The sequence below is a fragment of the Coleofasciculus sp. genome, assembly GCF_046539235.1.
Lineage (GTDB): Bacteria > Cyanobacteriota > Cyanobacteriia > Cyanobacteriales > Coleofasciculaceae > Coleofasciculus.
Window position 1 is genome coordinate 1 of the sequence record NZ_JBKHHI010000167.1, and the last position, 13,138, is coordinate 13,138.

Annotated in this window: 8 protein-coding genes; 4 read left to right on the forward strand and 4 right to left on the reverse strand. The window is 47.6% G+C overall.

Annotated features, from left to right (window positions below):
• From ACLFWI_RS15890 to ACLFWI_RS15905, 4 genes are all read left to right on the forward strand, one after another.
• Nucleotides 1-211 (forward strand): hypothetical protein (locus ACLFWI_RS15890; protein WP_446413725.1); only part of this gene is annotated, 211 nt, incomplete at its 5' end.
• 344 nt (nt 212-555) lie between these two features.
• Nucleotides 556-5,862 (forward strand): hypothetical protein, encoded by a 5,307-nt coding sequence (locus ACLFWI_RS15895; RefSeq protein WP_446413726.1) that lies wholly within the window; start codon nt 556-558, stop codon nt 5,860-5,862.
• Nucleotides 5,863-5,890: 28 nt separating this feature from the next.
• The gene (locus ACLFWI_RS15900) at nt 5,891-7,015 is read left to right on the forward strand and encodes a WD40 repeat domain-containing protein (protein ID WP_446413727.1); all 1,125 of its coding nucleotides are present in this window, start codon (nt 5,891-5,893) and stop codon (nt 7,013-7,015) included.
• Nucleotides 7,016-7,088: 73 nt separating this feature from the next.
• Complete coding sequence (locus ACLFWI_RS15905) at nt 7,089-7,850, forward strand: YbjN domain-containing protein (RefSeq protein WP_446413728.1); 762 nt, start codon at nt 7,089-7,091, stop codon at nt 7,848-7,850.
• A gap of 79 nt (nt 7,851-7,929) precedes the next feature.
• Here the strand turns inward: ACLFWI_RS15905 and ACLFWI_RS15910 are convergent, their stop codons facing one another.
• The 4 genes from ACLFWI_RS15910 to ACLFWI_RS15925 all read right to left on the reverse strand — a co-directional run bounded on the left by ACLFWI_RS15910 (nt 7,930) and on the right by ACLFWI_RS15925 (nt 13,011).
• On the reverse strand, nt 7,930-11,082 hold the full coding sequence (locus ACLFWI_RS15910; RefSeq protein ID WP_446413729.1) for a transglutaminase family protein: 3,153 nt from the start codon (nt 11,080-11,082) through the stop codon (nt 7,930-7,932).
• A gap of 350 nt (nt 11,083-11,432) precedes the next feature.
• Nucleotides 11,433-12,005, reverse strand: coding sequence for a zinc ribbon domain-containing protein (locus ACLFWI_RS15915; protein ID WP_446413730.1), 573 nt, complete (start codon nt 12,003-12,005; stop codon nt 11,433-11,435).
• A gap of 255 nt (nt 12,006-12,260) precedes the next feature.
• A complete protein-coding gene (locus ACLFWI_RS15920) occupies nt 12,261-12,506 on the reverse strand; it encodes a hypothetical protein (protein WP_446407259.1) in 246 nt (81 codons plus the stop codon).
• Nucleotides 12,507-12,756: 250 nt separating this feature from the next.
• Nucleotides 12,757-13,011 (reverse strand): hypothetical protein, encoded by a 255-nt coding sequence (locus ACLFWI_RS15925; RefSeq protein WP_446359448.1) that lies wholly within the window; start codon nt 13,009-13,011, stop codon nt 12,757-12,759.
• Between the last annotated feature and the right edge of the window lie 127 nt (nt 13,012-13,138).

Consider the following 13,138-nt stretch of genomic DNA (forward strand, 5'->3'; position numbering starts at 1 on the left):
TGAGGTTTCTATTCAGGCTTCTACTGATCCGGTTTCTCAGAAAGAATTTATTAAGGTGATGGTGATTGGTTCCCGTAAAGGGATTAACAGCATTATCAAAACGCTGCATCGCTTACGGTTTGCGGAGGTGAGGGAATGGAGTCCACCGATTCCTTATGGTGCTTCTGGAGAAATGATGAGTCTATTGAGGCGACAGATTATGGTGGATTGAATCCTGGGTGTAATTCCCTGGCGCGATCGCTTGGCTTCACAGGCTTTGGGGAGGGTATGCGGAAGAGGCGATCGCTTGGCGATTTCAGTTTTTGTTGAGAGATTATCACTAACTATCATAGGGTACGGCAATGCCGTACCCCTACCCAATCAATTATCCCTGAGATGGGTAGGGACACTTCGACTATCGTACCCTGATAATAGGTTCAGGTTAAAATCAGACGATAATCACCTCGACTGTACTCAACAAGACTTCACATTATGTTACGTTTAATTTGATTTAGCAAGCAGAAAAAATGCTAAACTAAAAACGCAAAATTTAGAACAACTGATACCAGGTAGGCAATGAGTAGCCGACGGCAGGTTCGCAAAAGAGCATCCTTGGAGCCTAAAACCACTCCAGTCAATCCGTTGCGAACCCGGGGGTTCGGGAAAGGCATCCCGACAAGAAATGCCCAGCTACCTCATGGCAATCCGTTACAGACACGTCCCTTTGGCGCTCAGAAGCCAGGGTTATCCCAAAAACAGGAAACCCATTCTATTCAAGAACAAAAAGAACAAAAGGAAGGGACAGAGCAATTTGGTTATAATGCGGCGAATATCCCAGCTTATGCACCGGAAAGATCCCAGTTACCGATTCAGACGAAAGTAGGGCAGTTTGGCGGGTGGAATCCACCACCGATTCAGAGAGTCGATCCGGTAAAGAATCGGTTGAATTTGTGGCGGGATCAGCAACTCGATCAAGCTGAGACTGGAGAATCGGAAGAGGTTTCTGAGCGAGAAGAGCAGGAGGCATCGCCAGAAGCAGCGGTGGTACAACGATTACAGGAATCAGACACACAACCGATTTCAGATCAGGGGATTCAACCCCAGGAAATTGCTGAACCTGAAGACAAAAACCAGCCAACTCCACCACCAAAGACAGAGACAATTCAACCTAAATCTGTCAGCGTTGCCAAAACCATTTCTCCTCAGACGAAGGCGCAGCTAAGGCGAAAGCTATTTCCAGAATCCCAGGATGAAACCGAGAAAATTCCTGAGTTTTCCACTAATGTTGACCGTGATCAGCAATCCTCATCGGTCATTGAGACTCATAACAATCCTTTAGCCAAAGCGAAGCAATTCGCTAACTTACCCGCCAAGGTAGCCAGGAATAAAAAACCGCTCACATCGCTGAAAACGAATAGATCTGCGTCCTTACCGCAGACATTTAAACCCAGTGAAGCGGATCAATTAATAGAACCGGGTGATACTGCCGCAGCCAAGGGAGTTACATCGAGTCCCAACAGAACCCCGCTACCCGATGCTGGGGGAGTTCCTCATCCTCAACCCTCTGAAGCGAAGAAAGCTGGTGCAGATGAAGCCGTTTCTGAGCCACCCTTAGACAAGCCAGAACCAGAAGCGGTGAGCAAATCTACGGATACGGGAACCCCACCCTTAACGGCAGGTAATTCTGAGAGCGATCAGACGACACCAACCGAAGTCGCAACCGAAAGCCCAACCTCGACACGCTCAACACAGGCTGATACCCCAACTCCACAGCCTGGGGCAAATCCAGAAAAATCGGGACAAGAGGCGGCTCCGAAATTAGCCATCCAACCTGATGCAGGTTCAGTCCAATCTCCTGAGACGAAGACAAATAGTGTTGCCGCTCCCGCAGCCGCCATCAGTAGTCCTGCCGCAGCCGGAGGAGGTGGTGGCGCCGGAGCCGCAGTGGGAGCCAGTGCTGGCGGGGGTGACGTTGAAGCCGCGACTGTTGATGAAGAGGCTGAAGCCAATGCCATGGAGAAACGATTGGCTGAAGTGGCTCCAGAAACAGATACCGAAAGTCAGCAACTCTCATCCGCCGAAAAAGATGTGGCTCTCGCCGCCCTAGCAGAAGAACCCGCTACAGGCAGTCTCCCGACTGGAGGCGGTGGAGGCGGTGGTGCGATCGCAGAATCTGCACCTCCCCCAGCACCCCCGGATGTTTCCCAAGCTGATCCGGCGGCTGCCCTCGGTGCTGTGAGTGGCTTGCCCCCTGCCCAATTAGTATCGGCGTTAGGGGGTGTTACCGCAGCCGTTTCTAATGATGTTGGCAAACAAAAATCTGAACTCGCCGCCAATCAGCCTAGCGCCGATACCTTAGCGGGGACAGGGAAATCGGCAGTGGTGAAAGCAGATTCAGGCGGCGACAAACCTAAACCCGTCGCCAAAAAAGCCGAGGGTCAAGAAAAACCCGTCCCCGAACCTAAACCTTTACCCCCAGAAAAAGCCCCGCCCCAGGTATCTACACCAGCACCAGCCGTGCAGGGGAATGAAGAAGGCAAACTGTCAGATGCTGATATCAGCAACATGAAGGCATCAGTGACGCGATTGCCAGTCAGTGATCCAGGGGCGAATCAAGTGTCCGCCGGACTCCCGCCGAAACTGGCGCTGGAGGGCAATGCTGATCCGCAAAAAGCCCAGGAACAACGGGCTGAATTGGAAACCAGCTTAACAGAAGCCCAAGTCAAAGGTCAGCAAGAACTGGCTAAACCCACAGGCGTAGAGAACATTCAACCAACAATACCGCAAAAATCCCTGAAAGCGCAGATTCCTGGAGGCGCTGGCGGGGGAGCCGCAGGCGCTGCTGCTGGAGCGGGAGCTGCCCTGGCAACCGGAGCCGGGGGAGATGGTATGGGAGATGCCGCATCTATCTTCGCTCAACAAGAGAAAGGGGGCGAAATTCAAGCGGCTGCTGCTCAAGCTCAAAGTGATTTAGCGGCGAAGAAACAAGACCATGCTACTAAGGTGGCAGAGGAGCAAGCCACTGCCAAGCAAGAGGTTGAACAACTCAAAAAAGATAATATCGCTCAACAAGCCCAAGAGCGGACAAAGGCAAAGGGCGAAGTTGCTGAGTTACAAGGTCAATGGAGCAAAGAACAGGATGATTTAGTCAGCCAGTCGCGCCAAGAGGGCGACAAACTGGTGAGTGAAGGGCTGCAAGAGGTTGAGACGAAACAAGCAGAAGGGGATGCCGAAGCTGTCAAGGAAATCGAAAAGGGCGAAACAGAGGCAGAAGCCGAGCGTCAGAAGGGTGAAGCAAAGGCGGCTGAGGAGAAGCAGAAAGGGGAAGAAGAGTCAGGTGGGTTATTTGGCTGGTTAGCGAGTAAGGCAAAAGCCTTCTTTGACGGGATTAAGAAAGCGATCAAAAAAGCCTTTGAAGCGGCTCGTGCAGCGATGCGAAAAGCGATTGAAGCCGCTAAAAAGCTAGCCGCCGCCGCGATTGAAAAGGCACGCCAAGGGATTGTGGCAGTCATCCGTCGAGTGGGAGATGCGTTGATTGCTTTAGGCGATACCCTTCTAGCCAAATGGCCCGGATTACGAGACAAATGGCGTAGCGCGATCGAGAAAAAAGTTCAGCAGGCAGAAGATACAGTTAATCAGCTAGCCGAAAACCTGAATCAGGGAATTCAGAAAGCCTTGGATGTTTTAGGTGGTGCCCTAGATGCCGCCCTAGGTTTACTTGAGAAAGGAATGTTAGCCGTCGTCAGCGTCTATGAAGGCGTTGTCATGGGGGCGATTAAGTTGGGTGAAGGGATTGCCAAAGCTTTGGGTGCTTTTGCGGTGTTGGCGAAGGATATTGCCGCTAATCCCGGACAATGGATTGGTAACTTAGGGGCAGCAGTATCTGATGGTATCCGCAATCACCTCTGGAGTGCCTTCAAAGAACAGGTACAAACCTGGTTCAATCAAAAGTTAGAAGCCGTTCTCGGTTTAGGTGCAGCCGTTTGGAAGATCTTGACCCAAGGCGGTATCGCCATGGCAGAGGTTGGCAAGATGGCTTGGACAGCGGTTAAGCAGGCGTTACCGACGATTATTATTGGGGTTTTGCTGGAGCGTCTTGTCTCAATGATTGTGCCTGCGGCTGGGGCAGTATTGGCGATTATCCAGGGATTACAGGCAGCTTGGGGCACGGTTAGTCAGATTATTCAAGCCTTTGGACGCTTCATCGAGTTCTTGAAGGCGATTAAGACAGGGGCGGCGGGTCCTCAGTTTGGGGCATTGTTGGCTTCAGCCGCGATCGTGTTGCTGGACTTTATTACGAACTTCATCATTGTCAAGATTGCCAAGGCAGCACGGAAGGTGGCAGGTAAGCTCAAGGGCTTGGCGAAGAGTTTGATGAAGCGGTTTAAGGGTAAAAAAGGCAAGAAAGATAAGAGCAAGAAGGGCAAAAAAGGAAATCAAGATAAAAAGAAAGACCAAGACGAAGACAAGGCGCTGCGTCCTATCGCACAAAAAGTGGCTCAACAAGGATGGAAGAAGACACAGAAATTGACGCGAAAACAGGTTCAACCGGAGTCTGTAGTCAAGTCACAACTTTCTCAAGTTCCGGCGAGAAAGTCTGGTGCCAGTATAAAAACAACCTTGTTGACACGCGGTTCAATGTGGATGATCGAGAGTATCGCAACTAAGCAAGGCAAGCGTGCCAAAGCCATGGCTGGCAAAGGGTGGGTTGCAAAAGATGTTAGTGGGAAGAAATACTATGCTGGCATTAACAACTCATCGCTCCACAGACAAATTCTTCAGGATACGGCGGCTACGCTCAATCAATCTGACAAGGGGGGCGATAGCGACCTACGATCTGCTTATGATCGCAAAATTCGCCTTGCCAAACGACTTGAACAGCAGGGACAGCAAAAGATTGACAAGCGGATCAAAGGCATTAAGTTTTCGGTAAATCTCGAAGCATACGAGGGGGTCAAGAATGATCAACAGATCAGGACTAAGATGACCATCTCGCCCAATGTTGAAGAGTTAGAGACAAATATTACATTAGATGACCATGATAACAACTTCAATGATCTTGCCCAAGCAATTCAGCGTAGCACTGGACTCAAGAAGACATACAAAGTTATTGATGAAATTGACAGGCTTGTGGATGCTATTGTTGGGCGGGTCAATGCCAATCGAAGTAATCCCGATCAGAAGATTGTTCCCACCCTACAGGTGGTTAATGACACAGTAGTTGGTGGTGTTTCCCATAAATTCATGTTCAAAATGCAGAAACATACTGGGAGACCAGCGTTTCTCGAAGTTCAGCGTCTTTCCGGAAATACTGCCTGTGCCTCTTGTCAAGCACAGCCCGGTGTGACGACTCCACATAATGTGGTAACTGCCGCTCATGCTAAAGCAGAAATAAATGATGCATTAAAAATTGTGCTTGGTTCATCAAACTTCAGTGCATTGCCAAACTCACAGTTCTATTCACAGCTCTATTCGCACATGCGAGGTCTTGCGGAAAGTACGTCAGCCAAGGTAGGAATCGCAACAGGAGGTCAATTTCAAAAGCAGTGCATAATTTGCGAAGGAAACGCCGCTGGAGACGATGACGGTAAATTCCTTGCTGCCCAATCACTTAATCAACGAGCGGCGGGAACTACAGCACCAACCGGAGGAGCTACAGCAGCATCGCGTGGTATGGATAAACAGTTCCAGACCACTACAACTACAGGTCGTAAAGACATCACAAATAAGCGTATCAACAATTTCATCTCCGCATTGGAGCGTGACCTCTCCTCCTCAACCTATGCCAGTACAGATCCCCTCAATATACTTATTACAAATCCTACGAAGCGTGCAGTATTCTTAGGCTTACTCCGGCGAAAGCTAAAGGATCGAGTCAAATAGGAAGGTAAAGACTGATAATGGATATCTTATGAGTACAGGTAAGCTAAAGCCTAAAAACATACTACGAGGTCATGAAGAGAGAATTAGTGGCATCATTAGCTTGGATTCAGGTAATATTTTGAGCTGGTCTGATGATACTACACTCAGGATATGGTCTCTTGAGAGTTCAACCCCAACTCATGTTCTGGATGGACACGATGCTCAAGTCACTCATGCTTTAAACTTACCTGAGGGTCTGATTACCTCTACAGCTTACGACGGCAGTCTTTGTGTTTGGGAAGCAAGAACAGGCACACTTGAACGGAAGGTGATCAGACCAGAACTGAGCTTTATGGGTACTGCCTATTGGTGTCCCAACTGTGTTGTTTCTTGGGATCTTGAAGGTAACCTCATTTCCTGGGATATCTCTACAGGTCAGGCGATTTCAATACTCAAAGACGCCTGCTTTCGTTACTATCAGGCGTCGATGGCACGTCCTTTTCTTTTACTGCAAAATCGCGGTGTAGCTGTTACATGGCCCTCAATAGCCTTGGAGTTCTGGGATTTGCAAACTGGGGAATGTGTACATAGTGCAATGGAACATGGGGATGCGCCCGAAGGGGGGCATTTACTACCTAATGATCGCATTCTGACCTGGTCGAATGATCGCACCCTCAAGATTTGGACACAGGATGGAATAGTCGAGGCGACACTCAGAGGACATGAGAATGATATCCGTAATGCCTTCGCCCTCGATAACGGCGACATTGTCTCTTGGTCAAGTGATGGGACAGTACGCATTTGGGATACCTCAACCACACAGTCTAAATGTGTGTTTGCACAGCACAACAATTTTGTATTACATGTCTGGCGCGTATCTACCAACTTTCTCTTGTCCCAATCGCTAGATGGTCGTTGTCATCTTTGGGATAAGGTGACAGGTGAAAGCGTTACCCAATTCGACGCAGAAGTGAACGGAGGTATTATACTTTCAACATCACGTTTTTTGAGTTGGGGGCATACAACCATGAGCCTTTGGGACTTGAACTCTGGTGAATGTGTGCAGACATTAACAGAACATGAAGCAGAGATTTTAGGGGCAAAGATGGTCAATGCCAAAACCTTGATAACATGGTCTAAAGACGCGACGTTAAGAGTATGGGAATTAACCTAGCGAATCCTAAAAACCATCCCAAAAAGAGACAAAATCTGGCTTTTCTGGCTCAATCGCTACGCTATTCATTCCTATGCAAGATCCTCCTTCCGAAGAAGAACTCCAACAAACCCTTCGCAATTACCTGGAAAACTGGGCGAAGGAAAACCTGCCCGACTTTAACGAACTCAGCGAAGATACCTCGGCTGAAACCCTTGAGGAAATTACCAAATCCCTTGAACAATTAGCAGATACTGAATTTGAAGTCATCACTCAAGACGCCACTGGCGAATTCATTGATGCTATCAAAGCTACTTTTCAAGACTGGGCAAAAACGGCTCGCGAGGAACTTGATCCCGACGGTGCAGGGAACCAACTCATTTACAAAGCCATGCTCAACTTCTTTGAAACTGATGATTGGCCCCTCGTTGAAGACGAAGATGAACCCATCCTATACATGAACTTCCAGGGTGAAAATGGTCAGTGGCACTGCCTTGCTAAGGCAAGAGAAGCAGAAGAGCAATGTGTATTTTACTCCCTATATCCTGAAGCTGTTCCCGAAGATAAACGCTCAACCATTGCCGAATTTATCACCCGCGCTAACTATGGCATGATTCTCGGCAATTTTGAACTCGATTTCGACGACGGTGAAATTCGCTATAAAACCAGCATAGATGTTGAGCGAGATAGGCTCACCCCTACCCTGGTGCAAAATCTTGTCTACACCAATGTCATGACAATGGATCAATATCTACCCGGTATTCTGGCTATCCTAGAACAGAATCTAACAGCCAAGGATGCGCTTGATCTGGTTGAGAAGCAACTCGAAACTAATGAACAAAAATTAAGGGAGTGAGGATATCGTTTGTAGTGAGGACTTTAGTCCTCTTTTCACAAGCGCTTCTCTCACCTACGACAAACAAGATTTTATCAAATTATGTTTCTTTGTGAAACGAATTCACCCGTCGCAAATCTAATGTCAACGGATATTCCGGACTCAATGATAAAGGTGGAATCGAAATTATTCCCGGTGTATGATCCTGAGAAATAAACCGTTCCAACATACGTGACTCCGCTTCCCGATGATTGATGGGAAATTTCTCATAAACTATACCATTAGGAGGATTCACGTCATAGCGACATCCCCCAATTGAGCGTTGAGTCCAGGTATCTACAATGTCAAAGACTAATGGGGAATGAGAATTAATTGAAGGATGCAATAACGCCGCATATTCCCTGGCGCGGAAGCGTACCCCACCTACATAGTCTCCCGGTATACCGGTAGACTTTAATGGCACTAGATAACCATTACAAGTCACTTGATAACGGGAGGAAAAATTATCTGGATTTGGCGAATGTCCCATCGCTCCCCGTAATCTTACCTGTATCCGTTCCATAGAAGAATCCACATAACGAGCGGTTCCACCAGTACCCGTTTCTTCCCCTAAAACGTGCCAGGGTTCGATCGCGTGTCGTAATTCTAACTCTATTCCCTCTCGGCTAATCTCGCCATACTGGGGGAACCGGAACTCAAAAAATGGCTCAAACCACTCCCATTTAAACGGATACCCCGCCTCCTGTAACTCGCTGACTACCTGCCGCAAATCCTCGCCGATGTAGTACGGTAACAGAAAGCGATCGTGCAACATCGTACCCCAACGAATTAACTTTTGGGTATAGGGATGCTCCCAAAACCATGCCACCAGCGCCCGAATTAGCAGCATTTGCAGTAAACTCATTCTCATATTAGGGGGCATGGCAAACGCCCGAAATTCTAATAATCCCAACTGATTGCGGTAATTTTCCACCGGATACAGCTTATCAATACAGAAAGCGCTGCGGTGAGTATTTCCCGTTACATCAACTAAGAGATTTCGTAACAGTCGGTCTACTAATTCCGGCGCTACCTTCTCACCCGGTTGTAACGTTTGAAAGGCAATCTCTAACTCATACAAACTCTCATGTCGCGCCTCATCCACACGGGGCGATTGACTGGTGGGTCCCACAAATAACCCCGCAAACAAATAGGACAAACTGGGATGATTTTGCCAATAACGAATCAAACTGCTTAATAAATCCGGACGCCGTAATAGAGGACTCTCTAATGGAGTTTTGCCGCCAATCGTAATATGGGAACCTCCCCCCGTACTCACCCGCCGTCCATCTAAGGTATATTTTTCTGTCCCCAAACGACAAAGCCGCGCCTCTTCATACAGGATTGTGGTAATATCCACTAATTCCTGCCAATTCCCTGCCGGATGAATATTTACCTCAATCACACCCGGATCAGGCGTAATTTGAAATCCTTCAATTCCCGCATTACTAGGAGGCGTATATCCTTCAATTAACACCGGGGTTTTCACCTTAATGGCGGTTTGTTCAATCGCAGTGATTAAATCTAAGAAACTTCGCGCTGAAGTCAGAGGCGGTAGAAAGATATGCAGAATTCCTTGTCGAGCTTCTACACTTAAAGCAATACGAATCGCATTATCGGGCGAATCAATAAATTCAGGACTTGGTATGGCTGGGTTAGCGTCCAACGGTACAATTCCTTCCTGTACCAATTCCTCAGACCAATCTATGGAATTCAGGGGTAAACGGAACCCTGCGGGGGAGTCGCCAACCAGAAGATTCAACCTCTCATCAGGAAATCGCCAATGACAGGTACTCCAATACAATTGCTCATCATTGAATACAGGTAATATTGGTAAAACATACCCACCAATGTCTCCTTCATGTTCATACGCCGGAATAATACAGTCAGGATTAATACCTAGATGCTTTGCTAACGCCTGAATAAATATCTCCCCCTGTTTCGCTGTATGTCCATAATCCTTCCCTTCTTCTGCATACCACTCTCGATTCTGCCAAATCGGAGTACCATCACTGCGCCAGTAGCATCCTAATGCCCATCGGGGTAAAATCTCACCCGGATACCATTTTCCTAACCCATAATGTAGTAATCCACCGCCCTTAGAAAACCGGGATTCTAAGCGTTTGAGTAACTGTCCGGCAATTTTGCGTTTCTCGTCACCGAGGGCGGCAATTTGCCATTGGGGAGATTCAAAGTCATCAATAGAGACATAAGTGGGTTCACCTCCCATGGTTAAGCCCACACCTGCACGTTGTAGCGTTTCGTCTACAGCTTTGCCTAAACTATCAATCTGTTGCCATTGCGTTTCCGTATAAGGTTTACTGGGGCTGGCGATGTTCTCATGACGCGACACCTTCACCGCAAACTCTAACTGAGACTGACAGGGTTCACTGGTTCCCCTAACCGGAGAAGCGGTTTCTGGGTTGGGAGTACAGACAAGCGGAATATGTCCTTCCGCCGCCAAGTAGCCAGATGTGGGATCTAAACCAATCCAACCGGCACCGGGAAGATAGACTTCTGCCCAAGCATGAAAATCGGCACAATCGGCTTCGATACCTGGGGGTCCATCGACAGGGGGATTGTCTGCTTTGAGTTGAATCAGATAGCCAGATACAAATCGCGCCGCTAAACCATAATGTCGTAATATTTGCACCAGTAACCAGGCGGTATCGCGACAGGAACCGACTTTTTGGGTCAAGGTTTCTGCACAGGATTGAATCCCGGTTTCTAAGCGTATGGTATGAGTAATATCCTGGGCAAGTTTTTGATTAATTTCCCCTAAAAATCCGGTAATATAGATGTCATTTTTTCTATTTTCTTCTACCCAATCAGATAAGAGTTTTCCGGATTCGCTTATTTCGAGGAAGGGACTCAGTTCTTTTTGGAGTTGGGGATCATAGTTAAAGGGATAGCGTTCAGCATACTGTTCAACTAAGAAATTGAAGGGATTAATCGGTTGCAGTTGGGCAATAATATCGACTTCAATCGCGAGAGTATCGGTAGGCTTGGGGAAATTCAACCGGGCTAGGCGGTTCCCGTAGGGGTCATTTTGCCAGGTTAAACTATGCTCTTGAGGCTGGATGGTTAGAGAATAACTTTGAATTGGTGTGCGACAGTGAGGGGATGGATGTAATCCTAGGGTGTGAGGACCAAGAATAACGGGGCGCTGGAAGTGATAAGCAAGTTGATGATTTAGGCTAACTTTAATCGGCATTGGTCATCCTTTTGTCATTCGTCTTATGTCATACTCGAAGAGCGCGAGAAGCAAGCTACGTCTTATGTCATTCGTTAGGGTGTGTAGGGGCGGGTTTAGGAATTGAATTTGGCTACCTACCACCAACCTACTTAATTGATAATTTAAGATAATGCCTAGTCGGTAAGCTGATTAGCAAAATTAGATTAACACGTTAAGGCGTAGGTTGGATTAGGGTTTGGAAGTCTAAACCAGAGTGTGTTGGGTTTCACTTCGTTCAACCCAACCTAGGAAATGGCAAAATATGAGTTTAACCCAACCTACAAATTTAAAATCTGTGGTGTGACAGGTTCGGCTGTCCACGATCAGATTTAATTGAGCTGATATCCGCAACTTGAACAAAAGCGATCGCTAGGAGTCAGGGATGAGCCGCATTGAGGGCAAAATCGTTTGCTGCTTTGCGCTGAAGACGACGATGACTTCGGTGATCCCATCCGCATCTCCATATTGCCCATCCGCATTTCCATGGGGTTCATGTTCATTTGCATGTCTCCCATATTCATCGGCTTCATCGGTTCCATCGGCTTCATCGGTTCCATCGGCTGCATCGGTTCCATTGAAGGCGTTGATGAAGCGGGTGTGCTATCGACTTGCTGCACTTGCATTTGTTGAGAACTACCAAAAGACGGAGTTCCACTGGTTACGCTCATGCTGCTTCCTTGCACTTGGATAAAATGATCTCCTTGCGCTGTAGAAATCTTTAACACCACACCGTTAGGCGTGCGGAATACCTCCGGCGGTGATGTCCAGTTTCCTGTTTGAAACCCGTTACTGGCTTGTTGCTGTTGTCCTGGACTACCACTGAGAGTGGTGACAACTGTCTGTGTTCCTTGATTATCGAGGTAAACTCTGTGGCCCGTGCCTATCTCGCATACGTAAGCCATAATAACCTCTCCCCAAAAATTCTTCTTATATCATTATTCAGGGGAACGGCATCATTGGTGAAATATCTTAACAATTGTGTTAGATCGAGTTCTCTCACTCAGTCATCAGGGGTGAGGATTGTCCTTTGTCATTCGTCCTTTGCTTCCTCACGTCCTTTGCTTCCTCATCTCTCCCATCTCCCTCATCTCCCCCATCTCCCAGACGTAGCCTGCTACGTCTCTACATGGCTTCCTCATCTTCCCCATCTCCCCTCCTCAAGGCGCGTCTTTCAGCAGAACCGTTAGGCGTTTCTGGGAAACCTCCCCGTGTAATTCCACAGTCGAGGTGGTGCGATCGGCGAAAATTGGCTTCTGGGTTCCCAGCATTTCCAGAATCATCTGGAAGTTCTTGGCATCTAAATCAGCGGTGCGTTCTTGTTCACCATCAGCATAAGTAAACCAAAAGTGACCTTTGTTTTCCAGAGATTTCCACAATGCCTGATAGCTGGTAATTCGTTTCATCCCACCTGCTTCATATCATGTCCGGTTTAATACTTACACGTTGGTACTGCCCAAGGCAGATGGCAGATGGCTCCAGGATTCCCAGATAAATCAGGGAATGAGGGCGATAAAGGATATCTCTTTTGCTTGCACTTAATCGGGGCGGGTTTGGTGGCATCTGGGAGAGGTCAAAAACGATAGTTGTAAAACCCGCCCCTACACAACACTCTCCATTTTTTCACCTCCCCCATCTTGCCTATCTCTGTTCCAATTATGCCCATGCTCCAGTCTGGATATCATTGTCGGGCCAATGTACGGCAACAGCAGATGTGGAGTGATCGCCGAAAATAGGCTTATCTGTATCTAAGATATCGAGCATGATTCGGAAATTGTCTGCATCTAAATCTTCCGTGCGTTCTCTATCGCCATCAAAATAGGTAAACCAAAAGTGACCTTTATTATCCAGGGGTCTCCACAGTGCCTGATAACTGGTAATCCGTCTCATTTGCATTTCAGGTTTTTTCATATCTGGCTGACTTTGAGTGCTTTTACTTTCCATCGTTGACAGATGCCCCTGTTGCGTTTTAGTTCTAATTATGTACTTATGTTTCGATTTTACGCTAAAGTACCCTGAAACGGAATCACCTAAATCT

What these genes read in the sequence shown, in the direction of transcription:
- ACLFWI_RS15915 (WP_446413730.1), bottom strand. Translation starts at nt 12,005, where the DNA reads ATGGCTTACGTATGCGAGATAGGCACGGGCCACAGAGTTTACCTCGAT.
- ACLFWI_RS15910 (WP_446413729.1), bottom strand. Translation starts at nt 11,082, where the DNA reads ATGCCGATTAAAGTTAGCCTAAATCATCAACTTGCTTATCACTTCCAG.
- ACLFWI_RS15895 (WP_446413726.1), top strand. Translation starts at nt 556, where the DNA reads ATGAGTAGCCGACGGCAGGTTCGCAAAAGAGCATCCTTGGAGCCTAAA.
- ACLFWI_RS15925 (WP_446359448.1), bottom strand. Translation starts at nt 13,011, where the DNA reads ATGAAAAAACCTGAAATGCAAATGAGACGGATTACCAGTTATCAGGCA.
- ACLFWI_RS15900 (WP_446413727.1), top strand. Translation starts at nt 5,891, where the DNA reads ATGAGTACAGGTAAGCTAAAGCCTAAAAACATACTACGAGGTCATGAA.
- ACLFWI_RS15905 (WP_446413728.1), top strand. Translation starts at nt 7,089, where the DNA reads ATGCAAGATCCTCCTTCCGAAGAAGAACTCCAACAAACCCTTCGCAAT.
- ACLFWI_RS15920 (WP_446407259.1), bottom strand. Translation starts at nt 12,506, where the DNA reads ATGAAACGAATTACCAGCTATCAGGCATTGTGGAAATCTCTGGAAAAC.